This window comes from Microbacterium timonense, from assembly GCF_900292075.1.
Classification (GTDB): Bacteria; Actinomycetota; Actinomycetes; order Actinomycetales; family Microbacteriaceae; genus Microbacterium; species Microbacterium timonense.
The window spans coordinates 98,227-122,632 of record NZ_OLMV01000003.1; the positions used below are offsets into that span (position 1 = coordinate 98,227).

Here is a 24,406-nt window from a genome sequence, read left to right on the forward strand (position 1 = left end):
ATGACCGCCGACACGTCGTTCGACGTCGCCCATCTCGCCCACGTCGAGCTGCTCACCCCCACCCCGGCCGAGAGCCGGTGGTTCTTCGAGGAGCTGCTGGCGATGCGGGTCGTCGCCGAGGAGGGCGACTCGGTGTACCTGCGCACGTGGGACGAGTACCAGCTCTACACGATCAAGCTGACGGCATCGGATGCCGCCGGGGTCGGTCGCACGTCGTTCCGCGCGTCGTCGCCGCAGGCGTTGGAGCGTCGGGTGGCCGCGATCGAGGCGACCGGGCTCGGCCGCGGGTGGGTGGACGGTGACCACGGCACGGGGCCGACGTACGAGTTCACCGACCCCGACGGGCACGCGATGGCGATCTTCTACGAGACGGAGCGCTACGCCGCGGGGGCCGACGACCGGCCCGCGCTGAAGAACCAGGCGTCACGCTTCCCCGGCCGCGGGGTGAACGCTCGCCGCCTGGACCACATCAACTACCTCGCGAAGGACGTCGAGGCCAACGGCGAGTTCCTGCGCGCGGCGCTCGGGATGCGGGAGTCCGAGCGGATCCGGCTCGACAACGGCAGGTTCGCGGCATGGTGGTTCCACTTCTCACTGAAGTCCTACGACGTCGTGTACTCCGACGACTGGACCAAGCACGGCAACCGCCTGCACCACGTCGCGTTCGCCCCGGATACCCGTGAAGACATCCTGAAGGCCGCCGACATCTTCCTCGAGAACGGCATCCACATCGAGTCCGGCCCGCACAAGCACGCCATCAACCAGACGTTCTTCCTGTACGTGTGGGAGCCCGGCGGCAACCGCATCGAGTTCGCCAACGCCGGCGCCCGACTGCTCCTGGACCCCGACCAGCCGGTGGTGGAGTGGTCCGAGGCCGAGCGCAAGAAGGGCCAGGCGTGGGGCATGAAGACGATCGAGACGTTCCACACCCACGGCACCCCCGTGGTCGACGCCCCGCCGTCGCACTGACCGCGGGTCGAGCGTTCGACTGGCCGCGGGTTGCCCCGACCGGCCGCGAGTCGCCATTATCCGTGCGAGTCGACAGGTTCCGCCCGCGCAAAACCTGTCGAGCCGCCCGGAACGTGTCGACTCGCGCGCGGGGTCACGTCAGACTCAGCGCCCGAGCCCGGTCGTTGAGCGAGGGAGCGCCAGCGACCGAGACGAAACGCGCCGCCTCAGCCCCAGACACCTGCCGCGAGTCGACACGATTCGTGCGAGTCGACAGGTCCCGCCCGCACAAATCCTGCCGAGCCGCGCGGAACGTGTCGATTCGCGGTGAGAGGCACCGCGCAGAACCTGTCGACCCGCGCAGAAGGTGTCGACTCGCTTGCGGAGTCACGCCAGACTCACCGCCCGAGCCCGGTCGTTGAGCGAGGGAGCGCCAGCGACCGAGACGAAACGCGCCGCGTCAGCGCCAGACGTCGGCCGCGAGTCGCCATTATTCGTGCGAGTCGACAGGTTCCGCACGCGCAGAGCCCGTCGAGCCGCGCGGAACGTGCCGACTCGCGCGAAAGGCCCCGCGCAAACCGTGTCGAGCCGCGCGGAACGTGTCGACTCGCGCGCGCGGTCACGCCAGACTCACCGCCCGAGCCCGGTCGTTGAGCGAGGGAGCGCCAGCGACCGAGACGAAACGCGCCGCGTCAGCTCCAGACGTCGGCGGCGATGTCGACCACCTCGCGCACCTTCGCCCACTGCTCGGCCTCGGTGAGCACGTTGCCCTCCTCGGTCGAGGCGAAGCCGCACTGCGGGCTCAGCGCCAGCTGGTCGAGAGGGGCGAACCGGGATGCCTCGTCGATGCGGTGCTTGACGGCATCCACGTTCTCCAGCTCACCGGTCTTCGACGTGATGAGGCCGAGCACCACCGTCTTGTCGCCCTCGGGCAGGAACCGCAAGGGCTCGAAGCCGCCGGCGCGCTCGCTGTCGTACTCGAGGAAGTAGCCGTCGTACGCGGTGTTGCCCAGCAGCTGCTCGGCGACCGGCTCGTATCCGCCCGACGAGATCCAGGTGGAGCGGAAGTTCCCGCGGCACACGTGCGTCGTCACGACGAGGTCGTCGGGCTTGCCGTCGAGGATGCGGTTGAGGATGCCGGCGTACCGCTCGGCGATGCCGTCGGTGTGGATGCCGCGCTCCCGCGCCTTCTCGAGTTCGACGTCCGAGCACAGGTACGCCCAGGCCGTGTCGTCGAACTGCAGGTACCGAGCCCCGGCATCGTAGAACGCGGCGACCGCATCGCGGTACGCCTGCACGAGGTCGTCGACGATGTCGTCGCGGCCGCCGTACGCCGACTCGGCGATGTGCCCCGGCTCGAGCCGGAAGTCCAGCACGGTCGGCGCCGGGATGCTGAACTTCGGCACCGCACCGGTCGTGCGCTCGAGCAGGCTCTTGAGCGAGCGGAAGTGGTCGAGGAAGGGGTGCGTGTCGCTGAAGCCGATCTTGCCGCTGACCTCGATGCCGCGAGGCTTGGTCTGTACGCCCTGGAACTGGATGCCGTGGTCCAGCTCGACGATGTCCACGCCGTCGAGGAACCCGAAGAAGTCGAAGTGCCACCACGAGCGGCGGAACTCGCCGTCGGTGGCGAGCTTCAGGCCGGCGTCGGCCTCCTGGACGACGAGCTCGGCGATCGCGGTGTCTTCGGCGACGCGCAAGGCCTCGGCGTCGATCTGACCGGAGGCGAATCGGCGGCGAGCCTCGGCGAGCTCGGCGGGACGGAGGAAGCTGCCGACGATGTCGGCGCGGAACGGCGGGGTTGACACCCTTGCGAGGGTAGTCGATCCCTCCCCGCCATAGGCACCCGCCGGTCACCCGACGTCATCGTCCGTGAGACCTGATCGCATTCGGCGTTCACCCGGCGTCATCCACCGCGAGACTTCATCGGAGCGCCGAGACTTCGGTCTCCGGGCGCAGTCTCGGCGCTCGGTTGAAGTCTCGCGGTCCTGCGAAGGCCGGGGGGCGGACAAGGCCGGGGCGGGCGGCCGGGCAGGGCGACGCAGGCCGAAGGCCCCCGGGTCAGCGGGTCAGAAGACGTACTCCATCAAGTCGGTGCCGAGCACGCGGAAGGCGTCGTGCGCGCGGAGCCGGTGCGAGATCGAGAGGTCGTCGAAGCACACGATGAGCGCGTACGAGACGCCGGCGCGCGGCCCGGCGAGCACGCCGGCTTCGACGCGGATGCCGGCATCCCGGCCCGTCTTGTTGATGAAGAGCAGCCCGTGCTCGTCGTTCTCGTGCGAGAACGGGTCGAGGCCGGTCGCGGATGCCACGAGCGACAGGTCGTGGTTGAAGCTCAGCCACTCCGCGACCTGGGCGCTGACGCTGGGCGAGACGACCTGCGAGTTCACGAGCGCGGCGAACACCTCGGCCAGCTCGCGGGCCGAGCCGAGGGCGAAGTGCGGGGCGTCGTCGGGTCCTCGCTCGTCGCGGAACAGGTCCAGCAGCGCCGAGCGCGACAGGCCGAGCTCTTCGATGCGCGCACGGACGGCCGGCAGACCCACCCGTGCCAGCAGCGCGTTCGCGGCGAGCGCGTCGCCCGTCGCGGCGGTGAGCACGGCGAGGTCCGACAGCGGCAGCGCGGGCGCCTTGAGGTGCTGCCACACTCCGCCGACGGTGACCGGGTCCACCCGCGAGCGGTCGATGATCTCCAGCGGATCCAGGCGCCCGGCTTCGAAGCCGGCTGCCACCTCGATGAGCAGCGGCACGACTCCGAGCCCCGCGACCGGAAGCGTCACGAAGTCGTCGCCGGCCAGCACCGAGGTGCCGCGGTCGAGGTCGGTGATACGGACCGAGATCTTGGCGCCGGATGCCGCCAGGTCGTCGAGCGCCTTCAGCGTCGACGTGAACGACCGACGCCCGGCCGCCGCCCTCCGCGGCAGCCGTCGGCTGGTGCTCCGTCGCGCCCCCCGCAGCGACTCGGCATCCCTTCTGGGCTCCATGCCCACGGAGCATCCCTTCCGTGTGTATCCGTTGCGGGGCGTCAGGACCGCACGCGGCCTGTCCTCACCAGATGGTGACGCGCTGGTCCTCGTCCAGCCAGAGCGCGTCCGACGGCGTCACCTCGAATGCATCGTAGAACGCATCGATGTTGCGCACGATCTGGTTGCAGCGGAACTCGTTCGGCGAGTGCGGGTCGATGGTCAGCAGGCGGATGGTCTCGGCATCCCGGCCCTTCTGCTGCCAGATCTGTCCCCAGCTCAGCAGCAGCCGCTGGATGCCGGTGAACCCGTCGATCACCGGCGGCTCCACCGGCTCGCCGGCCGGCGTGGTTCCAAGCGACAGCTCGTACGCCTTGATCGCGATGCCCAGACCGCCCAGATCGCCGATGTTCTCGCCGATCGTGAGGGCGCCGTTGACGTGGTGCTCCTCGGCCAGGCCCTGCGGCACGAGGGCATCGAACTGCGCGATGAGGTTCTTGGTGCGCTCTTCGAAGGCTGCGCGGTCCTCGTCGGTCCACCAGTCGCGAAGCGACCCGTCGCCGTCGAAGCGGCTGCCCTGGTCGTCGAAGCCGTGCCCGATCTCGTGACCGATGACCGCGCCGATGCCGCCGTAGTTGGCAGCCGCATCGCGCTCGGCGTCGAAGAACGGGTACTGCAGGATCGCCGCGGGGAACACGATCTCGTTCATCAGCGGGTTGTAGTACGCGTTGACCGTCTGCGGCGTCATGAACCACTCGTCGCGGTCGATCGGCTGCCCCACCTTGGCGAGCTGGCGGTCGTGCTCCCACACGTGCGCGCGGCGCACATTGCCGACCAGGTCGGCCGGGTCGATCTCGAGGGTGGAATAGTCCTTCCACTTCACCGGGTACCCGATCTTCGGTGTGAAGGAGTCCAGCTTGGCCAGCGCGCGCTCGCGGGTCTCGGGCGTCATCCACTCCAGCTGCGAGATGCTCTGCCGGTAGGCCTCGATGAGGTTCGCGACCAGCTCGTCCATCGCCTCCTTCGCGGCGGGCGGGAAGTGCCGCTCGACATAGACCTTGCCGATCGCCTCGCCCATGGCGGCCTCGGTGAGGCTCACGCCGCGCTTCCAGCGCTCGCGGTTGACGGGAACGCCGGTGAGCTGGGTGCCGTAGAACCCGAAGTTCTCGGCGACGAACTCGTCGGAGAGGAACGGGGCGGCCGAGTGCACGACCGCGAACCGCAGCCACGCCTTCCAGTCCTCGAGGCGGTCTTCGACCAGCAGCAGGCCGAGGCCCTCGAAGAAGCTCGGCTGGTAGACGTTGATCTCGGCGAACGCCTCGCCGTGCTCCGGCGCCGCGCCGTCGCGCCACGGCGTCAGGTCGACGCCGACGAGCTCCTGCACCTCGTCCCACGTCTTCAGGTTGTACGTCTTGACGGCGTCACGGCTGGCGACGTTGTCCCAGTGGTGGGTGGCAAGCTCCGTCTCGAGGGCGACGATGCGATCGGCGGATGCCTCGGCCTCGGCCACGCCCGCCAGTTCGAGGATCCGCTGCACGTGCGTGCGGAACGCGATGCGCGTCTCCTGGAAGTTGTCGAGGCGGTAGTAGCTCTCGTCGGGAAGGGACAGCCCGCCCTGGATGAAGAACGGCACGTAGCGCTGCGGGTTGCCCGGGTCGGGCTCGATGTAGAGGTGGATCAGCGCCGCCACGCCGTCGCGCTCGAACTCACCGACCGTCCGCAGGAATCCCGGGATGTCGGCGATGGCGTCGACGCGGGCCAGCACGTCCGCGAGCGGCGCGGCGCCCAGCTCGGCGATGCGCTCGGTGTCCATGAAGCTCGTGTAGAGGTCGCCGATCTTGCGGGCCTCGGTGCCGGGCTCGGCCTGCTGGGACTCCTCGACGATGGCGTGCACGTCCTTCTCGGCCTGCTCCGCGATGAGGTGGAACGACCCCCAGCGCGCCTTGTCGTCGGGGATCTCGGTGCGCTCGAGCCATGCGCCGTTGACGTGGCGGAAGAGGTCGTCCTGGGGTCGGATCTCGGCGCTGAGCTCATCGAGCGCGAGACCGGAGCGGGGGCGTCGGTCATGCGTTCCAGGTTAGTCGCCACCGGCTGTGCGCCGGTTCCGTCGTCCCGCCGGACATCCCCTCCCGTCCCTCCCGTCCGCCGCGCCCTCCCAGCGCGAACATGCTCCTCCCAGCCCGAGCATGCCCTTCCCGGCCCTCCGAGCCGCGCATGCCCCTCCCACCCCGAGCGTGCCACGGGCCTGGTCGCGACAGCACGGGCATGGTCGGCGGCCGCACGTCGGCGGGGCCTCCTAGGCTCGGAGGGTGACGAGCACCCGCGACACCCTGAACCGCGACATCCTGCGGCTCGCGGTGCCGGCGCTGGGCGCCCTCGTGGCCGAGCCGCTCTTCCTCATCGTCGATTCCGCGCTGGTCGGCCATCTCGGGGTCGAGCCGCTCGCGGGACTGGGCATCGCGTCCGCCGTGCTGCAGACGATCGTCGGACTCATGGTGTTCCTGGCCTACTCCACGACGCCGGCGGTGGCTCGCCGGTTCGGGGCCGGCGATCCCTCCCGCGCGGTGTCGGTCGGCATCGACGGCATGTGGCTGGCGCTCGGCATCGGCGCGGTGCTCGCCCTTGTCGGATACCTGACGACCCCGCTGCTGATCGGTCTCTTCGGGGCCGATCCCGCAGTCGCGGCGCAGGCCGAGACGTACCTGGGCATCTCGATGTGGGGGCTTCCGGCCATGCTCGTGGTGTTCGCCGCCACCGGCCTGCTGCGCGGCATGCAAGACACCGTGACCCCGCTGTGGATCGCGGGACTGGGTTTCGCCGCGAACGCCCTGCTCAACTGGGTCTTCATCTACGTGTTCGGCTGGGGGATCGCGGGCTCCGCGGTCGGCACGGTCGTCGCGCAGTGGGGCATGGTGGCCGCGTACGTCGCGGTGGTGGGGCGTCTCGCGCGCCGGCACGAGGCATCCGTCCGACCGCAGCGCGACGGCGTGCGGGGCTCCGCTCGCGCGGGCGGCTGGCTCTTCCTGCGCACCGTCTCGCTGCGGATCGCTCTCCTGGCGACCGTGGCGGTCGCGACGGGCCTCGGCACCGCGGAGCTCGCGGGCTGGCAGGTCGCCTTCACCATCTTCTCGACGGCGGCCTTCGCGCTGGATGCCCTCGCCATCGCCGCGCAGGCGCTCGTCGGCAAGGGCCTCGGCGCCGAGGACACGCCCCTGGTACACCGTGTCCTCGGCCGCACGGTGGCGTGGGGCGCATGGTTCGGGGTCGTCGTCGGCGGCGTGATCGGCGCACTGTCGGGCGTCATCGGACTGCTGTTCACCGGCGACGCCGGCATCGCGGTGCTCGTGCAGCCGGCGCTCATCGTGCTGGCCGTCGCCCAGCCGGTCTGCGGCATCGTGTTCGTGCTCGACGGCGTGCTCATCGGTGCCGGCGACGCGCGTTACCTCGCGATCGTCGGCGTACTCAACCTCGTCCCCTTCATCCCCGCTCTCGTTCTCGTCGCGGTGCTGCACCCGGTCGGCGCCGCGGGCTTGGCGTGGCTCGCGGTCGCCTTCTTCGGTGTCTACATGCTCGCCCGGCTGCTCACCCTCGGCTGGCGGGTGCGAGGGTCGGCCTGGATGACGGTCGGCGTCTGACCCGCGGTTCGCGACTGGCCGTCACGGGCTGGTCCAAGAGCACGGCGACGGCTCGGCGACCCGTGACCCACGGACGGAGCCTCAGGCCCAGCGGCGGCACCACTCGTACATGACGACCGCCGCGGCGGCGCTCGCATTGATCGACCGGGTCGACCCGTACTGTCGGATCTCGACGACACCGGATGCCGCGGCCAGCGCCTCCGGCGACAGCCCCGGCCCCTCCTGACCGAACAGCAGCACGCACGCCCGGGGCAGGTCGGCGTCGGGCAGCGGCATCGAGCCGGGCACGTTGTCGATCGCGAGGACCGGAAGGCCCGCGGCATCCGCCCACTCGGCGAACGCCTCGACGGTCTCGTGGTGGCGGACGTGCTGATACCTGTCGGTGACCATCGCGCCGCGGCGGTTCCAGCGCCGCTTGCCGATGATGTGCACCTCGGCGGCGAGGAAGGCGTTTGCGCTGCGCACGATGGAGCCGATGTTCATGTCGTGCTGCCAGTTCTCGATCGCGACGTGGAACGGGTGCCGCCGGGTGTCGAGGTCGGCGACGATGGCGTCCATCGTCCAGTACCGGTACGCGTCCACGACGTTGCGCGCATCGCCGTGCGCGAGCAGCTCGCGGTCGTACCGCGGGTCATCCGGCCACGCGGACGGCCCGCCCGGCCACGGACCCACTCCCACCGGAAGCGTCCGCTCACCCTGCTCCGGCGGGGAGGCGTCTGGCGGGTTCACCCCGCAAGGCTATCCCCCGGGGCCCGCCTCCAGCCGGAAGTACTTTTCGGCTAACCGAAAGATCGCTATGGTTTCGGTATGCCGAAAGCCGAGGTCGAAGATGCCCAGGTCGACACCCCCTCACGCCGCGCCGTGCGCGTCACCGGCCCAGGGCGACGCCAGGATGCCGCGACCGGCGGTGGCCGCCGACTGACACTTCCCCGGCTGGCGTGGCTGATCGGACCGGCACTCGTCGCCGGGGTCGCATACCTCGACCCGGGCAACGTGGCGAGCAACATGACCGCCGGCGCCCGCTACGGGTATCTGCTCGTGTGGGTCGTCGTGCTGGGGAACGTCATGGCGTGGCTCATCCAGTACCTGTCGGCCAAGCTGGGCATCGTCACGGGGCGGAGCCTGCCCGAGACCCTCGGCCGGCGCATCCACAACCGGTGGGGCCGGCGCGCCTATTGGCTGCAGGCCGAGCTCGTGGCGATGGCGACCGACATCGCCGAGGTGATCGGCGGGGCGGTGGCGCTCAACCTGCTGTTCGGCATCCCCTTGGTGTGGGGCGGCGCGATCACCGGAGCGGTGTCGATCGCGATGCTGCTCATTCAGTCCCGCCGCGGACCGCGCACCTTCGAGTTCGTCGTGATCGGCCTGCTGCTGGTGATCGCCATCGGGTTCTCGTTCGGCGTGCTGGTGGCCCCTCCCGACCCGGCCGGGGTGGTGGGCGGGCTCGTGCCACGGTTCGAGGGCACCGACTCGGTGCTCCTGGCCGCCTCGATCCTCGGCGCCACGATCATGCCGCACGCGATCTACGCGCACAGCGCGCTGGCGCGGGATCGCTTCGCCCCCGCCGCACCCCAGTCGTCGAGCGGGCGAAGCGAGACGAATCCCCTCGAGCGCACAGCCGCGGGGTCTCCGAGCGCTTCGACACCCTCAGCAGCCTCAGTCGCCACCCCGGCGGACCCGACGCTCGCCGAGCTGCGCGGCATCCCGACCCGTCGCCTCCTGCGCGCGACGAGGTGGGACGTCACGATCGCGATGCTGATCGCCGGCACGGTGAACCTGTGCATCCTGCTGCTCGCGGCCGCCAACCTGGCCGGCGTTCCGGGCACCGACTCGCTGGAGGGCGCGTACACCGCGCTGTACGCGGGCCTCGGACCTCTCGTGGCGACGCTGTTCGCCGTCGGGCTGCTGGCCAGCGGGCTGGCGAGCACGTCGGTCGGGGCCTACGCGGGCGCCGAGATCATGCACGGGCTGCTGCACATCCGCGTTCCCCTCCTGGCGCGCCGGCTGGTCACGCTCATCCCGGCGCTCGTGATCCTCGCGATCGGCTTCGACCCGACGGTGGCCCTCGTGCTCAGCCAGGTGGTGCTGTCGTTCGGCATCCCGTTCGCGCTCATCCCGCTGGTGGCGCTGACGGCGAACCGCGAGGTGCTCGGCGGATTCCGCAACCGGGTGTGGACGACGGTCGCCGGCGTCGCGGCATCCGTGTTCCTCATCGCGCTGAACGGCCTGCTGCTGTATCTCGTGCTCACGGGCGCGTGAGGGGCGCCCGGTACCCTGAAACGGTGGCCTCTCCCGCCGTCGACGACTACCTGAAGACGATCTACCACCACACCGAGTGGCAGGACGACCGCATCACGCCGTCGCAGCTCGCCGGTGAGCTGGGGCTCGCCCCGTCGAGCGTGACCGAGATGGTGCAGAAGCTCGCGGCGCAGGGTCTCGTGACCCATCGTCCGTACGGCCCGATCGCGCTCTCGGAGGAAGGGGAGCGCCGAGCGGCTGCGATCATCCGCCGCCACCGGCTCATCGAGACGTGGCTCGTGCGCGAGTTCGGGTACTCGTGGGACGAGGTGCACGACGAGGCCGAGGTGCTCGAGCACACGATCAGCGACCGCTTGCTCGAGGGCATCGATGCGCGCCTCGGACGCCCCCGGTTCGACCCGCATGGCGACGCCATCCCGGATGCCGCGGGCCACGTGCACCGCGAACCCTTCGTGCTGCTCGGCGCGGCGCCGGCCGGTCACGTCGGCCGTGTGCTGCGCGTGAGCGACCGCGACCCCGAGCTGCTGCGCGCCGTGGAATCGGCCGGCGTGGCCGTCGGCGCGACCGTGACGGTGACGGATGCCGCAGCCCTGCGCCTGCGGACCGGCGCGGCGGCCGATGGCGCCGACGTGTCGCTGCCCGCCGCCGCCGCCGACGCCGTCTGGCTCAGCGCCTGAGGCGCCCGGGTGACTCCACCCGGCGCCGAGGGTCCACCCGGCGCCGCGGTCCTCGTTCAGGTGGCGCAACACGCGGCAACGTCCCCGCCGACACCGCGTGTCGTGACACCTGAAGACGGGAGACGACGAGCGAGGCGCGCAACCCCGACGAGCGCGCGGCAGGACCACGACGAGCGAGGCGCCGGCGCGTCGGAACAGGAGGTCAGGTCGTGGAGCGACCCACGGCGAGCTGCGCCGCGGCCTCGAAGGGCCAGCGCACGCCGGTGGCGGTCTCGGCCACGTCCCACAGGCGCGCGGCGACGGCGGGGTCGCGGGTGATCTTCGCGGCCGTCTGCCGGCGGGGCGCGCCGCGCGAGCCCGTCCGCGGACCCCAGAATTCGCCGCCCTCGACGGCCGGGTCGGTGAGCGCGCGCACCAGCGGCCACGCGCCGTGCTCCTTGGACTGGGCGAGAACCGCCTGAAGGTTGTCGGTGAAGCGCTTGACGCGAGACGGCTCGTTCACGCCGGCGATGCCCGGTGTGCGACCGCCGGTCGAGTACCCCGGGTGCGCGACGACGCTGGCCACCGGCACCGCGTACTCACGCAGTCGGCGATCGGCCTCGAACCCGAGGGCGGCGGTCGCGATCTTGGACTGGACGTACGCCCGCCACGCCGAGTAGCCGTCGGCCAGCTGCGGGTCGACCGGATCGTAGGGCGTGAGCGAGGCGGACATGCTTCCCACCCAGACCATGCGACCGGTCCGGCCGGCTCCACCGGTCGGGCCGGCTCCACCTGTCGGGCCGGCATCCGCACCCGCCTCGGCGAGCGCGGTCAGCAGTTCACCGGCGAGCGCGAAATGCCCGAGCGCGTTCGTGGCGAAGACCACCTCGTGCCCGTCGATCGTCGTCTGGCGGGTCTTGGGCGCATGCACGATCCCGGCGTTGAGGAGGACGCCGTCCAGCGCACCCCTCCCCCGCACGCTGGCGGCAGCCGAGCGCACCGAACCGAGATTGGACGTGTCGAGGATGAGCGGCTCGGTGGCGTCGGGCGCGGCATCCGGGACGCGCCGCCGAATTGCCGCACGCGCCGCCGAGAGACGATTCGGATGGCGCGCCGACATGATGACCCGCGCACCGGCGCGCACGAGCTGCTCGCACGCGAAGTACCCCAGTCCGGCGTTGGATCCGGTCACGAGGTACACGCGGCCCGCGAGGTCGGGAAGGCTGCGGGGGTCCCATGTCACGGCTTCGACCCTACGCCTGCGCCCGCCTAGTCTTGACGCATGCGCACCCGGTCCGACATCGACTGCTGGCTCACCGACATGGACGGGGTGCTCGTGCATGAGAACACGCCCATCCCGGGGGCATCCGACCTGCTGCAGCAGTGGCGCGAGCAGGGCGTGCCGTTCCTCGTGCTCACGAACAACTCGATCTTCACGCCGCGCGACCTGTCGGCGCGACTCCGGGCGTCCGGGCTGATCGTCCCGGAAGAGTCGATCTGGACCTCGGCGCTGGCAACGGCGGACTTCCTGAAGTCGCAGATGCCGGGGGGTTCCGCGTTCGTCATCGGCGAAGCGGGGCTCACCACGGCCCTGCACGAAGCCGGCTTCATCATGACCGAGACCGACCCGGATTACGTCGTGGTGGGCGAGACGCGCAACTACTCGTTCGAGGCGATCACCAAGGCGATCCGCTTCATCGGCGCCGGTGCACGGTTCATCGCGACCAACCCCGACGCCACCGGTCCCTCCACCGAGGGTCTCCTGCCGGCGACCGGGGCGATCTCGGCGCTCATCACCAAGGCGACCGGCATGGAGCCGTACGTCGTGGGCAAGCCCAACCCGATGATGTTCCGCTCCGCGATGAACCGCCTGGGCGCGCACTCCGAGAACACCGGCATGATCGGGGACCGCATGGACACCGACGTCGTCGCGGGCATCGAAGCCGGTCTCCACACCGTGCTCGTGCTCAGCGGCATCAGCGACGAGAGCGAGATCCAGCGCTACCCGTTCCGTCCGGACGAGGTGCTCGGTTCCGTCGCCGAGCTCCTCGATCCCGAACCGGTCGAGTCCGAGGACCCGCAGCTGCTGTAGTCGCGGTCATGGCGGTGGCGCGTGTCGTGCGCGAGGTCGGCGGTCCCCGCTAAGGTCGCGGCATGGGCGTGCTGGACGAGGGCGAGAAGGTCGAGGCGACGGATGCCGCAGCCTGGCGTTCGTGGCTTGCCGCCAACCATCGCACCTCGAAGGGCGCCTGGCTGGTGCGCGCGCGACCGGGTTCCGGCCTGACGTTCGTCGAGTACGAGGATGCGATCCTGCAGGCGCTGTGCTTCGGCTGGATCGACGGACCGGTCCGCACGTTCGACGACGAGCGCGGCGGACTGTGGTTCGCACCCCGGAGGCCGTCGAGCGGCTGGGCGGCGACCAACAAGGCGCGCGTCGCAGCGCTGGAAGCTGAGGGGCTGCTCGAAGAGGCCGGCATCCGCGCCATCGAACTGGCGAAGCAGAACGGGTCGTGGAGCGTGCTCGACAACGCCGAGGCGCTGCGCGAGCCCGACGACCTCGCCGCGGCGCTCGACGCACTGCCCGCCGCCCGCGCCGCATGGGACGCGTTCCCGCCCTCGTCGCGCAAACTGGGCATCACCGGCGTCGACACCGCTCGGCGCCCCGAGACGCGTGCCGCGCGCATCGCGAAGCTCGTCGCCGACGCCGCGGAAGGCAAGCGCCCATGATCTCCGAGGGCGAGCAGACCCTGCTGCTCTTGACGAGTTTCGTGATCACGCTCGGTGCGCTCGTCGTGATCCTGTGGCAGTGGTGGCGCCGGCGCGGCAAGGGAGGCGGCGGCTCCGGGGCCTGAGACCGGGCAGCGGGCACTCTCAGCGGGCGACCTCTGCCTCCTCGTCCACCCAGCCCAGCTTGTCGGGATTCGCGATGGAGTACAGCCGCGTGATGCGTCCGTCCTGCACCGACAGGCTCACCACACCGGCGAGCCGGCCGTCGAGCTCCATGCGCAGGCCCGGCTGACCGTTCACCCAGATCGGCACCGCCACGAGCGTCCCCTCGACCTTCGCCAGGCCGCCCACGAGGTAGCGCGCCAGGCGCTCGGCGCCCACGATCGGGCGTCGCGCGGCGCCGCGCACCTTGCCGCCGCCGTCGGCGACCGAGACGACGTCGGGCGCGAGCACGTCCATGAGGCCCTGCACGTCGCCCGAGTTCAGGGCGGCGACCAGCCGGTTCACCACCTCCACGTGCTCGGCCGGCACGACGCGCACGCGCGGACGGCGGGCCGCGACGTGATCCTTCGCCCGATGGGCGATCTGCCGCACCGCGGCCGGCGACTTGCCCACGGCATCCGCGATCTCGTCGTACGGCACGTCGAAGACCTCGCGCAGCACGAACACGGCGCGCTCGGCGGGCGCGAGCGTCTCGAGCACGGTCAGCATCGCGATCGACAGACTTTCGGCCAACTCGACATCCTCGGCTACGTCGGGACTGGTCAGCAGCGGCTCGGGCAGCCACTCGCCCACGTAGTCCTCGCGGCGCCGCGACAGGGTGCGCAGCTGGTTGAGCGACTGTCTCGTCACGATGCGCACCAGGTACGCACGGGGGTCTCGGACCTCGTCCTGATCGACGGCCGCCCAGCGCAGCCACGACTCCTGCAGCACGTCCTCGGCGTCGGCGGCCGATCCCAGCAGCTCGTATGCCACGGTGAACAGCAGACTCCGGTGCACGACGAACGGGTCGTCGGCGTCGGCGATGCTCATGATCGGGAGCCTACGCGGCGGGGATGCGGGCTGAAGCGGTCATGTCTTCCTCCGTGTCGTGGGAACGAGTCCTCCGACATGGAGACACCGGCTGTCGCCCGCGTGTGACATCCCCGCGCCGACCCGGTGAGGAGGCCAGCGTGGAGGAGCGGCTACGGCCGGCTACTGCGGGGCGAGGCCCAGGTCGTCGAGATCGATGGCCGCCAGCCACTGCAGGCCCTCCGCCTCCACCGCCGCCTGCGCTCCGGTCTTGCGATCCACGATGACGGCCACGGCGACCGGGTCCGCGCCCTCGCGACGCAGCACCTCGACCGCCTTCAACGCCGACTGCCCGGTGGTCGAGGTGTCTTCGACCACGACCACACGCTTGCCCGCGACATCCGCCCCCTCCACCTGGCGGCCGCGACCGTGGTCCTTGGGCTCCTTGCGCACGACGAACGCGTCGAGGGGGCGGTCGGTGCGAGCCGACTCGTGCATCACGGCGTTGGCGATGGGATCGGCGCCCAGGGTGAGCCCGCCGACGGCGACGACACCGTCGACGTCGCGGATGAGGTCGAGCATGATCCGGCCGATGGCCGGAGCGGCACGATGGTCGAGCGTGAGCTTGCGCATGTCGACGTAGTACGTCGCCTTCTTGCCGCTGGACAGGGTGAAATCGCCGTGGAACACCGCCTCGTCGTTGATCAGGCCGATGAGGCGCTGGCGATCGGCTTCGAGCTCTGACGTGGACGCGGCGGTCATACCCACGAGTCTACGGATGCCGCCCCGCAGCTCCGCCGGACGTCCGCGGCCGCGCCTAGGCTGGTGCCCATGCGCCTGGCCACCTGGAACGTGAACTCCATCCGTGCGCGGGTCGACCGCATCGTCGACTTCGCGGTGCGCGAGCACATCGACGTGCTCGCGATGCAGGAGATCAAGTGCAAGGCGGAGCAGTTCCCCTTCGACCGGTTCGAAGAGGCCGGATTCCACGTCGAGGCCCACGGCTTCTCGCAGTGGAACGGCGTCGCGATCGCCAGTCGCGAGCCGCTCGCCGACGTGCGCACCGCCTTCCCCGGCATGCCCGGGTTCGAGAAGGGACACAACGGCCCCGACGCCCCGCAGGAGGCCCGAGCGATCGGCGCGACCGTCGGCGGCGTCGAGGTGTGGAGCCTGTACGTGCCGAACGGCCGTTCACTGGGCGACCCGCACTACTACTACAAGCTCGACTGGCTGGCGGCGCTGACGCAGTACACCTCCGACACGCTGGCCGCCGATCCCGACCGGGCGCTGGCGCTCGTCGGCGATTTCAACATCGCCCCCACGGATGCCGACAACGGCGACCCTGCCGTCGTGCCGGGTTTCTCGACCCACGTGTCGCCGCCCGAACGCGAGGCGTTCGCCGCGCTCGAGTCCGCGGGCCTGCAGGACGTCGTGCGTCCGCTCATCCCCACCGGGTACACGTACTGGGACTACAAGCGCCTGAAGTTCCCGCGCAACGAGGGCATGCGCATCGACTTCATTCTCGGCTCGCACGCCCTCGCCGACGCCGTCACCGGCGCGACGATCCATCGCGAGGAGCGGAAGGGAGAGGCCCCCAGCGACCACGTACCGGTCGTCGTCGACCTCGACCTCGAGGGACCCGACGACGATGATCGCCCGATGATCTTCTGACGAGCGCCCTCACGAGATCGGCAGAACTTTTTTCTCCCGCCGCGTCATGATTTCGGGCGGATGCCGTCTTGCTCTTGTGAACCCCGATGATGCGCGTGAGGCAGAATTGCCCTCACCAGGCTTTTCCTGCGCGCATCGCACAGCCTGGCGGCGACGACCGTCGCCGGCTGGACCACTGTGAAGCGCCATCCGGCGAGGAGAGACCGTGACCACCCCCCACAGCAGCGACGTCGAGGACGGCCCGCTGCCGCGCTCCGACGAGGAGCTCGTCGCCGCCGCGCGCGCCGGAGACGACGCCGCGTATGCGCAGCTGTGGGAGCGGCACGTCGCCAGCGCGCGGCGTGCCGCGCGGGCGGTGAGTCCTCACGCCGACCCGGACGACATCGTCTCGGAGGCCTTCACCTCCATCCTCTCCGCGATCCGCAAGGGGGGCGGACCTCAGGAGGGCTTCCGCCCGTACCTGTTCGCCACGGTGCGCAACGTCGCGGCCTCGTGGGGACGCCGTACGACGGAACTGCCCCTGGACGACCTCGACGAGCGCGCGGCCGACTCCGCGGCCGAGTTCGCCGAGCTGGTCGCGGACCGGTCCGTGCTGGCCCAGGCGTTCCGCGAGCTTCCGGAGCGCTGGCGCACGCTGCTGTGGTACATCGAGGTCGAGGGCATGAAGCCCCGCGAGGTGGCGCCGCTGCTGGGCATGACGCCGAACGCCGTGTCGGCGCTCGTGTACCGCGCTCGCGAAGGCTTCAAGCAGGCGTGGCTTCACGCGCACGTCAGCGACCCGGCGCGCCCGGCGGAGTGCCGCTGGGCGTGCGAGGTGCTGGTCGTCAGCGAGAAGAAGCCGGTGCGACGCGGCGACCGCCGCCGCCTGGACGCCCACTTGCGCGAGTGCCCGGCCTGCCGCATCGTCGCGGCGGACCTCGAGCACGTGTCGCAGAAGCTCCGCATGGTGCTTCTGCCACTGGTACTTGGCGGGGCTGGGGCCCTTGCCTATTCCACCGACGCCACCCCGGCCGTGGCGGCGGTGGTGACCGGATCGCCCACCGGGGGTGGCGGGGCGTCCGGCTCTGGGGAAACGGGCGCGGGGAGCGCCTTGGGCGGAGGTGTCGGCGTGGGGAGCGCCGGCACCGCCGCCATCCCGGTCGCGGGCATCGCGGTGGCACTGGGAGTCGCCGCGGTCGTCACAGCCGGGGCTGTCGTGTTCGCGCTGGCGCCGTGGGGAGCGCCGGCGGAGCAGACAGCCGCGGCCACTCCCGCGCCGGTCGAGACGGATGCCGCGGACGACGTCGCGACGGCGCCCGATGACGCGAGGATCGCGCCCGACGACTCGGTGGCCGAGGCCGAGATCGTCGACGCGCCGATCGTCGCGCCCGGGCCCGTCGCCGACGTCGTCCCGGCTCCGGCACCGCGAGTGACCCGGCCGAATCCGCCGCCGGCGGTGGACCCGCCGGCCGTGAACCCGGCGCCCGACCCGGTCCCGACGCCGAGTCCGACCCCGACCCCGACACCGACGACGCCGCCTCCGGCCCGCGCCGAGGCCCCGGTGCTCGCACCCGCGGCCGATGTCGACACGCTCGTGCCCGGACCCTTCACCGGGAGCGGCATCCCGGGAGCGGTCATCGCGCTGCTCGATGAGAGCGACCAGACGCTCGCCGAGACCACCGTGGACCCCGACGGCACGTTCGCGGTTCTGATCCCGGCGGATCTGCTCCGCGAGAACATGACGGTCCGCGCCGTGCAGACCGCACCCGACCTGCTGCCCTCCGAACCGAGCGCCGCGGTCGGGCCTTTCCCGCTTCCGGCTCCGGTCATCACCGCCGAGGACGGCTCACTGACCGGCGAGCTTGAGAACGTCGATCTGCAGGGACCCACGGGCGATCTGACCGTCCTGCTGAGCGGCATCCCGGGGCAGACCGTGATCGTCTACGTCGACGGCGTGTCGACGGGGAACCATCACGTGCTCGCGGACGAGCCGTTGGCGCGTGTCGTGCAGGACATCGCTCCCGGCGAGCACGTCATCGGCGTCCGCTACATCGACCCCGCCACGTTCGTCGGCCCGGATTCCGGGCCGCTCGGCCGCCTCGCGACCTTCACCGTGACGGCGGTCCTCCCGCAGTGAGCCACCGCGCGCCGCGCGAACGCGAGCGCTGACGACCCGAGCCGGCCGTCGGGCGACCGAGGCGATCACGCGACGAGAGCAGCCCCGGGCTCGATCGAGAACGTCTGCGCGAAGCGCTCGAGCAGCGTCGCGTCGCCCGAGACGACGGCGAGCACCTCCTGGTCGATGGCCTCCGCCGGTGTCAGCTCACCCGAGATGACGCGACGAATGCCGGGGCCGGCCGCGAACGTCAGCGCGGGCGCGGCCTCGAGCGTCGCCTGCGTGCCGAGCCTGGGGTCGACCGGACGCCCGGCAGGCTCGAGCTGCGCGATCCGCAGATCCGACGCGTCGACCTGCACCCGCAGCACCACATCGGCGATGTGCAGCTCGTAGTCCGCGGGCGGCAGCGTGGCCGCGGCATCCGCTCGGAACGCCGTACGCAGCGCCATGGTGAGCGAGTCGGCCGTCACGACGTCGTCGGGCTGCGGCTCGCCCATCTGCTGGAATCCCCACCGCCCGAGTGCGAGCACGATCGGCTCGAGCTCACGCCCGTACGGCGTCAGTTCGTACACGAGACCGCAGTGCAGCAGCGGCACCCGACGCACGACGCCCCCCTCCTGCAGCTCCTTGAGTCGCGTGGAGAGGATGTTGGTGGGGATCTTCGGCAGCCCCTGCTTGAGGTCGGTGTAGCGCCGCGGCCCGACGAGCAGATCGCGGACGATGAGCAGTGCCCACCGCTCCCCGATCAGCTCGACGGCCGTCGTCACACCGCAGTACTGCCCGTAGCTGCGAGAGGCCACTTACGCCTGCGCCTGCTCCGCCATGAACGCCTCGGGGCCCTTGGCGGCCGCCTCCGGATCCATGTACATGAACTGGATGCCGTTCCCGTCGGGGTCGATGAGGTCGCGCGCGTACATGAAGCCGTAGTCCTGGGGCTCACCGGGCGCCGTGCCGCCGTTCGCGACGCCGGCCTCGACGATGCGGTCGACGTCCTCGCGGGAGTCGCGGCTGATCGAGAGGAGTACCTGTGCGTGCGTCTTGGGGTCGGCGAACTCCTTGTCGGTGAACGTCGAGAAGTACTCCTTGGTGAGCACCATGAAGTAGATGTCGTCGCTCCACACGATGCAGGCGGCGTTGTCGTCGGTGAACAGCGGGTTCAGCCCGCAGCCGAGCGCCGTGTAGTAGGCCTTGGCCCGCTCGAGGTCGTCGGTGGGGATGTTGACGAAGATGTGCGTCATTGCCGTGCTCCTTGTGTCGGTGTCGGGAGGCCGATCCGTCCCGATGGAGTTATGGTTGCAAAAAGCAAGCGTGCTTGTCAATAGCAAGTAACCGCTGGGCGTCTCCGTCCCACGGGGGATGCCGGCATCCGTCCGCCGCCGTACCGTGGAGGGATGTCCGACCAGCGTCCTGCCGCCCGTCCGGCGCGCCGGCCGAAGCCGACAGCGGCCGAGCTGCGCGGCGACGTCTGGCTGGCCGCGGGGCTGTTCGTGGCCGCCGTCCTCAGTACGGCGCTGGGATCGGTGGCCGGCGTCTACGGCGACGATGCGGCCGGCGGTATGCAGTGGGCCCTCCTCTACGGGCTGGGACTCACCGCGCCGCTCGCGGTCCGTCGACGCTTCCCCGAACTGGTCGTGGTGACCGTCGCCGTGGTGTTCTTCGTCGGGGTGACCTTCCGCATCCCCGATCTGTACGTGAGCAACATCGCGGTCTTCATCGCGATGTACACGGTGGGCGCATGGGTCGACGACCGCCGCCGGGCGATGTGGGTGCGGATCGGCGTCATCGTCGGGATGTTCCTCTGGCTGCTCGTCACGATGTTCCAGGCGGCCATCGACCCCGGCGACGAGACGCTGTCGAGGGCGGGGCTGTTCTCGCCGTTCGCGGCGATGATGCTGATCCAGTTCCTGGTCAACGCCGGCTTCTTCGGAGGCGCGTACTACATGGGCGACCGCGCGTACGCTGCCGCGATGTCGCGCGCGGCCCTCGAGGAGCGCACGCGCGAACTGGAGCGCGAGCGCGAGGTCACGGCAGCGCAGGCGGTGGCCCTGGACCGTGTCCGCATCGCGCGGGAGCTGCACGATGTCGTCGCCCACCATGTCTCGGCGATGGGCGTGCAGGCGGGCGCCGCGAGAGCGGTGCTCGAACGGGACCCGGATGCCGCGCGCAGCGCACTGCGGGGCGTCGAGCAGTCCGCACGCTCCGCCCTGAACGAGCTGCGGCAGCTGCTGGAGACTCTGCGCACGTCCGGTGGCGACGCCGAGGGCGGCTCGACCGTTCATCTCTCGGGGCTCGCCGAGCTCGTCGCCCATGCGAACGAGAACGGGCTGCCGACGACCCTCGCCGTGGTCGGCGACGAAGTGGACCTTCCCGACCTCGTGCAAGTCAACCTGTATCGCGTGGCGCAGGAGGCCCTGACCAATGCCCGCCGCCACGGCGGGCCGGATGCCGCCGCCGACGTGCGTCTGCGCTACGACTCCGACGCAGTGGAGCTCGAGATCGTCAACACGGGCCGCGTCGTGGCGGCGCCCATGCGCCCGGGGCTCGGGCTCGTCGGCATGCGGGAGCGCGCGGCCGCCTCGGGCGGCGAGCTGCAAGCCGGGCCGCGCAGCCGCGGCGGCTTCCTCGTGCGTCTCCGGGTGCCGCTGACGGCCTCGGCGGGGCGACCGCGACGCGTCGAGGTCGAAGCGTGAGCGCCGGCATCCGAGTGCTGCTCGCCGATGATCACGCGGTCATGCGGGCGGGGTTCCGCATGATCCTGGAGTCGGCCGGCGACATCGCCGTCGTCGGAGAGGCCTCGACGGGAATCGAGGCGGTGGCCGCGGCATCCCGTTTGCGTCCGGACGTGATCTGCATGGATGTGCAGATGCCCGACATGGACGGTCTCGAGGCGACGCGGCGCATCGTGGCCGACCCGGCGGTGGATGCCGCGATCGTGGTCGTGACCACGTTCGACCGCGACGACTATCTCTTCGACGCGCTCGCCGCGGGGGCGAGCGGGTTCCTGCTGAAGAACGCCGGCCCCGAGGAGCTCATCGCCGCGGTGCGCGTCGCGGCCGCCGGCGACGCACTGCTGGCGCCCGAGGTGACCCGTCGCGTCATCGCCCGGTTCACACAGGCTCCGGCCGCAGCCCACGAGCCGGCCGAGCCGCAACGCACCGTTCGGGCCGCGGCATCCGCCGGTACGGACTCTCGCCCCGTCGCCGGCGCCGTGATTGTCTCGGGGCCGGGTGTACCGGTGGAGCTCACCGAGCGGGAAGCCGAGGTGCTGCGCCTGGTGGCGCAGGCGATGAGCAACGCCGAGATCGCTCGCCACCTCTACATCGGCGAGGCGACCGTCAAGACGCACGTCTCGAACGTCCTCCAGAAGCTCGGAGCCCGCGATCGCGTGGCCGCGGTGGTCTACGCCCACCGGCACGGCCTGGCCTGATGCCGCCCCGGATGGCTGCACCGGCCGGTGCCGTCAAACCGACGGGCTCGATCGCGTTTCGGCGACCTCGCGCGGCGCGAGATCGACGATCGAGCCCGCCGGTTTGACGCGCGGACCGCGAGACGAACGCCGCAGTCATCCCCGCCGGAGACGACGGATGCCCCGGCCTCGAGCCGCAAGCGACTCAGGGGCGGGGCATCCGGGCGGGCCCAGACGGGATCGGGCGTCGCCGACCGGGGATTCAGGCCGCGACGGGAACGGCGGCGTAACGGTCGATGAGCGCGCCGAACGCCTCGAGGTAACCGACGAGGAACTCGGCGGTCTGGTCGTTGGTGACCTCGCCGGTCTCGGCGAACAGGCCGGGCGTGGTCTGCACGTAGCCCTCGGGCTGGCCGAGCGTGGGGGCGTTGAAGTGGCTGAGGATCGCCTTGAGGTGCTGCTGGGCGGCGGCGGTCGCGATGCCGCCGCCGGAGGTGCCGATGACCGCGGTGGGCTTGCCGTTGAACGAGCCCTGACCCCACGGCCGGGCGGCCCAGTCGAGGGCGTTCTTCAGCACACCCGGGATGGAGCGGCTGTACTCGGGCGTGATGATGAGCACGCCGTCGACGTCGTCGATGGCCTTCTTGAAGTCACGGGCGACCTGCGGATAGTCGGCGTCGAAGTCCGGCGAGTAGAACGGGAGGTCCTTGATCGGGATCTCGACGAGCGTGGTGCCTTCGGGCGCGAGGCGCTCGAGCGCCTTCGCCAGGCGTCGGTTGATCGAGGTGGACGAGATGCTTCCGACGATGTATCCGATGGTGCGGTCTGTCATGAGTGCTCTTTCAGACGGGGTGGTCCCTCGGCGGGATCCACCGGTGGACGTTCCAATTCCATGCAATCAAATGGATCTGAGATCTATTCCGGCGCATGCGATGTGACGAAATGAGACGTCGCTCCCTCGCGCGGTGGACGTGCAGGATCCCCCGCACGACGGAGGACACCGGCAAGCCGACTGCATAGCGTGGTTCACGCGAGAGGAGACAGGATGCTGCAGCTGCGGGGTATCGGCAAGAGCTACGGGGGTCGGCGGGTGCTCGACGACGTGTCGTTCGACGTGCGTCCGGGCCGGCTCACCGGCTTCGTCGGCGGCAACGGCGCCGGCAAGACCACCACCATGCGGATCGTGCTGGGCGTCCTGTCCGGCGATGCCGGCACCGTGACGCTCGACGGCGCCGAAGTGACGGCGTCCGACCGGCGCCGGTTCGGCTACATGCCCGAGGAACGGGGGCTCTACCCGAAGATGAAGGTGCTCGACCACATCGTGTACCTCGCACGGCTGCACGGATTCTCGAAGGCGGATGCCACAAGCCGCGCGACGGCGCTCCTGGAGCAGCTCGGCCTCGGCGAGCGCCTGAACGACAACGTCGAGACGCTGTCGCTGGGCAATCAGCAGCGGGCGCAGATCGCCGCCGCGCTCGTGCACGACCCGCAGGTGCTGATCCTGGATGAGCCGTTCTCGGGTCTGGATCCGCTGGCCGTGGACGTCGTCGCCGGCGTGCTGCAGCAGCGGGCGGCCGACGGCGCCGCCGTGCTCTTCTCCTCGCACCAGCTCGACGTCGTCGAGCGGCTCTGCGACGACCTCGTGATCATCGCGGGCGGCACGATCCGCGCCGCCGGGGCACGCGAGACGCTCCGCGCGGAGCACTCGACGCGACGCTTCGAGCTGGTTTCGGCCGGCGACGCCGGATGGCTCCGGTCCGAGCCGGGCGTCGAGGTGCTCGAGTTCGACGGCGGGTACGCGGTGTTCGACGCCGACAGTGACGAGACGGCCCAGCGCGTGCTGCGCCGGGCCGTCGCGCAGGGGGATGTCGCGAGCTTCGCGCCGCAGCATCCGTCCCTCGCCCAGATCTTCAAGGAGGTCATCCAGTGAGCATCACCCACACCTCTGCCCGCGGTGGCACGGCCCTCAGCGGCGGACAGGCCGTCTGGCTCGTCGCAGAGCGCGAGATCGGCTCGAAGCTGCGCAGCAAAGCCTTCGTGATCTCGACGGCCATCCTGTTCCTCGGTGCGCTGGTCCTCGTGATCTGGGCCGGCTTCCAGGCGTCCACCTCCAGCGGGACCCCCGTCGCCGTCTCGGCCGACGCGGCCTCGTACGTCTCCGGCGTCGACGGGCTCGAGATCACCGAGGTCGCCGACCGGAGCGAGGCGGAAGCGCTCGTCACCAGCGGCGACGTCGACGCAGCGATCGTGGCCGAATCGTCGTCACCGCTCGGTTTCGCGGTGATCGCGGAGTCCAGCGCCCCGACACAGCTGCTGCTGCAGCTCTCGCAGCTGCCGCCCGTCGAACTGCTCCAGCCGGAGGATGTGAACGCCGCGCTCGGCTACATCGCCGCCATCGGCTTCGGCATCGTGTTCCTGTTCGCCGCGTCGATGTTCGGCGGCACGATCGCGCAGAGCGTCGTGGAAGAGAAGCAGACGCGTGTCGTCGAGCTGCTGATCTCGGCCATCCCGGTGCGGTCGCTGCTGGCCGGCAAGGTGATCGGCAACACCATCCTCGCAATGGGTCAGATTCTCATCCTCGCCGCCATCGCGATCATCGGTCTCACCGTGACCGATCAGACCGCGCTGCTGCAGGGACTCGGGGGGCCCATCGCGTGGTTCGCCATCTTCTTCCTGTTCGGATTCATCCTGCTCGCCTCGCTGTTCGCGGCGGCCGCTTCGATGGTGTCGCGCATGGAGGACATCGGCTCGACCACCACCCCGCTGACGATGCTCATCATGGCGCCGTACTTCCTGGTGATCTTCTTCAACGACAACCCGCTGGTGCTCGGGATCATGTCGTACGTGCCGTTCTCGGCGCCGGTGGGCATGCCGATGCGTATCTTCCTGGGCGAGGCGCAGTGGTGGGAGCCGCTGGTGTCGCTGGCGATCCTCGTGGCGACGTGCGTCGCGGCGATCCTCGTCGGCGCGCGCATCTATGAGAACTCGCTGCTGCGCATGGGCGCGCGGGTGAAGCTCTCGGAGGCGCTCTCCGGCTGAGC

Annotated in this window: 23 protein-coding genes; 13 read left to right on the forward strand and 10 right to left on the reverse strand. The window is 70.8% G+C overall.

The genetic code is table 11. From position 1 onward, the window contains the following. On the forward strand, positions 1–969 hold the full coding sequence (locus C9992_RS09790) for a VOC family protein (RefSeq protein ID WP_106815431.1): 969 nt from the start codon (positions 1–3) through the stop codon (positions 967–969). 671 nt (positions 970–1,640) lie between these two features. Here the strand turns inward: C9992_RS09790 and C9992_RS09795 are convergent. From C9992_RS09795 to C9992_RS09805, 3 genes are all read right to left on the reverse strand, one after another. Continuing rightward, positions 1,641–2,753 (reverse strand): 5-methyltetrahydropteroyltriglutamate--homocysteine S-methyltransferase, encoded by a 1,113-nt coding sequence (locus C9992_RS09795; RefSeq protein WP_106815432.1) that lies wholly within the window; start codon positions 2,751–2,753, stop codon positions 1,641–1,643. A 261-nt stretch (positions 2,754–3,014) separates the two neighbouring features. Beyond that, the gene (locus C9992_RS09800; RefSeq protein ID WP_106815433.1) at positions 3,015–3,926 is read right to left on the reverse strand and encodes a serine hydrolase; all 912 of its coding nucleotides are present in this window, start codon (positions 3,924–3,926) and stop codon (positions 3,015–3,017) included. Positions 3,927–3,990: 64 nt separating this feature from the next. Beyond that, the gene (locus C9992_RS09805; protein ID WP_106815434.1) at positions 3,991–5,922 is read right to left on the reverse strand and encodes a M13 family metallopeptidase; all 1,932 of its coding nucleotides are present in this window, start codon (positions 5,920–5,922) and stop codon (positions 3,991–3,993) included. A 292-nt stretch (positions 5,923–6,214) separates the two neighbouring features. Between C9992_RS09805 and C9992_RS09810 the strand changes: the two genes are divergently transcribed. Then, positions 6,215–7,540 carry an MATE family efflux transporter gene (locus tag C9992_RS09810; protein ID WP_106815435.1) on the forward strand — a complete coding sequence of 442 codons (1,326 nt, stop codon included), beginning with the start codon at positions 6,215–6,217 and terminating at the stop codon, positions 7,538–7,540. An 81-nt stretch (positions 7,541–7,621) separates the two neighbouring features. Here the strand turns inward: C9992_RS09810 and C9992_RS09815 are convergent, their stop codons facing one another. Continuing rightward, on the reverse strand, positions 7,622–8,269 hold the full coding sequence (locus tag C9992_RS09815; protein ID WP_106815436.1) for a TrmH family RNA methyltransferase: 648 nt from the start codon (positions 8,267–8,269) through the stop codon (positions 7,622–7,624). A gap of 78 nt (positions 8,270–8,347) precedes the next feature. Between C9992_RS09815 and C9992_RS09820 the strand changes: the two genes are divergently transcribed. Then, a complete protein-coding gene (locus tag C9992_RS09820) occupies positions 8,348–9,799 on the forward strand; it encodes an Nramp family divalent metal transporter (RefSeq protein WP_106815437.1) in 1,452 nt (483 codons plus the stop codon). Positions 9,800–9,822: 23 nt separating this feature from the next. Continuing rightward, on the forward strand, positions 9,823–10,476 hold the full coding sequence (locus C9992_RS09825) for a metal-dependent transcriptional regulator (protein ID WP_106815438.1): 654 nt from the start codon (positions 9,823–9,825) through the stop codon (positions 10,474–10,476). Between the two features lie 202 nt (positions 10,477–10,678). Here C9992_RS09825 and C9992_RS09830 read toward each other — a convergent pair whose 3' ends face one another. Beyond that, the gene (locus C9992_RS09830) at positions 10,679–11,698 is read right to left on the reverse strand and encodes an SDR family NAD(P)-dependent oxidoreductase (RefSeq protein WP_235008172.1); all 1,020 of its coding nucleotides are present in this window, start codon (positions 11,696–11,698) and stop codon (positions 10,679–10,681) included. 39 nt (positions 11,699–11,737) lie between these two features. Between C9992_RS09830 and C9992_RS09835 the strand changes: the two genes are divergently transcribed. The 3 genes from C9992_RS09835 to C9992_RS18490 all read left to right on the forward strand — a co-directional run bounded on the left by C9992_RS09835 (position 11,738) and on the right by C9992_RS18490 (position 13,307). Beyond that, positions 11,738–12,547 (forward strand): HAD-IIA family hydrolase, encoded by an 810-nt coding sequence (locus tag C9992_RS09835; RefSeq protein WP_106815439.1) that lies wholly within the window; start codon positions 11,738–11,740, stop codon positions 12,545–12,547. Between the two features lie 62 nt (positions 12,548–12,609). After that, positions 12,610–13,182 (forward strand): YdeI/OmpD-associated family protein, encoded by a 573-nt coding sequence (locus C9992_RS09840; protein ID WP_106815440.1) that lies wholly within the window; start codon positions 12,610–12,612, stop codon positions 13,180–13,182. Then, complete coding sequence (locus tag C9992_RS18490; protein WP_268807180.1) at positions 13,179–13,307, forward strand: hypothetical protein; 129 nt, start codon at positions 13,179–13,181, stop codon at positions 13,305–13,307. The genes C9992_RS09840 and C9992_RS18490 overlap by 4 nt, the downstream gene beginning before the upstream one ends. A gap of 19 nt (positions 13,308–13,326) precedes the next feature. On the opposite strand, the gene C9992_RS09845 is transcribed toward C9992_RS18490, so the two are convergent. Next, complete coding sequence (locus C9992_RS09845) at positions 13,327–14,214, reverse strand: RNA polymerase sigma-70 factor (RefSeq protein ID WP_106815441.1); 888 nt, start codon at positions 14,212–14,214, stop codon at positions 13,327–13,329. A 162-nt stretch (positions 14,215–14,376) separates the two neighbouring features. Then, on the reverse strand, positions 14,377–14,955 hold the full coding sequence (pyrE, locus tag C9992_RS09850) for an orotate phosphoribosyltransferase (protein WP_106815442.1): 579 nt from the start codon (positions 14,953–14,955) through the stop codon (positions 14,377–14,379). Positions 14,956–15,024: 69 nt separating this feature from the next. Between pyrE and C9992_RS09855 the strand changes: the two genes are divergently transcribed. Both C9992_RS09855 and C9992_RS09860 read left to right on the forward strand, forming a co-directional pair. Beyond that, positions 15,025–15,864 carry an exodeoxyribonuclease III gene (locus C9992_RS09855; protein WP_106815443.1) on the forward strand — a complete coding sequence of 280 codons (840 nt, stop codon included), beginning with the start codon at positions 15,025–15,027 and terminating at the stop codon, positions 15,862–15,864. A 205-nt stretch (positions 15,865–16,069) separates the two neighbouring features. After that, positions 16,070–17,980, forward strand: a complete 1,911-nt coding sequence (locus tag C9992_RS09860) for a sigma-70 family RNA polymerase sigma factor (RefSeq protein ID WP_106815444.1) — start codon at positions 16,070–16,072, stop codon at positions 17,978–17,980. Between the two features lie 65 nt (positions 17,981–18,045). Here the strand turns inward: C9992_RS09860 and C9992_RS09865 are convergent, their stop codons facing one another. Both C9992_RS09865 and C9992_RS09870 read right to left on the reverse strand, forming a co-directional pair. Continuing rightward, positions 18,046–18,759 carry a winged helix-turn-helix transcriptional regulator gene (locus C9992_RS09865; RefSeq protein ID WP_106815445.1) on the reverse strand — a complete coding sequence of 238 codons (714 nt, stop codon included), beginning with the start codon at positions 18,757–18,759 and terminating at the stop codon, positions 18,046–18,048. Next, positions 18,760–19,197 (reverse strand): VOC family protein, encoded by a 438-nt coding sequence (locus C9992_RS09870; RefSeq protein WP_106815446.1) that lies wholly within the window; start codon positions 19,195–19,197, stop codon positions 18,760–18,762. A 153-nt stretch (positions 19,198–19,350) separates the two neighbouring features. On the opposite strand from C9992_RS09870, the gene C9992_RS09875 reads away from it, so the two are divergent. Continuing rightward, complete coding sequence (locus C9992_RS09875; protein WP_106815447.1) at positions 19,351–20,649, forward strand: sensor histidine kinase; 1,299 nt, start codon at positions 19,351–19,353, stop codon at positions 20,647–20,649. Further along, positions 20,646–21,386: a response regulator gene (locus C9992_RS09880; protein ID WP_106815448.1), complete on the forward strand. Its 741-nt coding sequence runs from the start codon at positions 20,646–20,648 to the stop codon at positions 21,384–21,386. Before C9992_RS09875 ends, C9992_RS09880 begins: the two co-directional genes overlap by 4 nt. A gap of 241 nt (positions 21,387–21,627) precedes the next feature. Here C9992_RS09880 and C9992_RS09885 read toward each other — a convergent pair whose 3' ends face one another. Then, positions 21,628–22,197, reverse strand: coding sequence for an NADPH-dependent FMN reductase (locus C9992_RS09885; protein ID WP_106815449.1), 570 nt, complete (start codon positions 22,195–22,197; stop codon positions 21,628–21,630). A gap of 213 nt (positions 22,198–22,410) precedes the next feature. Here C9992_RS09885 and C9992_RS09890 point away from each other — a divergent pair, with 213 nt between their 5' ends. Together C9992_RS09890 and C9992_RS09895 are read left to right on the forward strand one after the other, a co-directional pair. Further along, on the forward strand, positions 22,411–23,295 hold the full coding sequence (locus C9992_RS09890; protein ID WP_106815450.1) for an ABC transporter ATP-binding protein: 885 nt from the start codon (positions 22,411–22,413) through the stop codon (positions 23,293–23,295). Continuing rightward, complete coding sequence (locus C9992_RS09895; RefSeq protein WP_235008173.1) at positions 23,292–24,404, forward strand: ABC transporter permease; 1,113 nt, start codon at positions 23,292–23,294, stop codon at positions 24,402–24,404. The genes C9992_RS09890 and C9992_RS09895 overlap by 4 nt, the downstream gene beginning before the upstream one ends. The last annotated feature ends 2 nt before the right edge of the window (positions 24,405–24,406 follow it).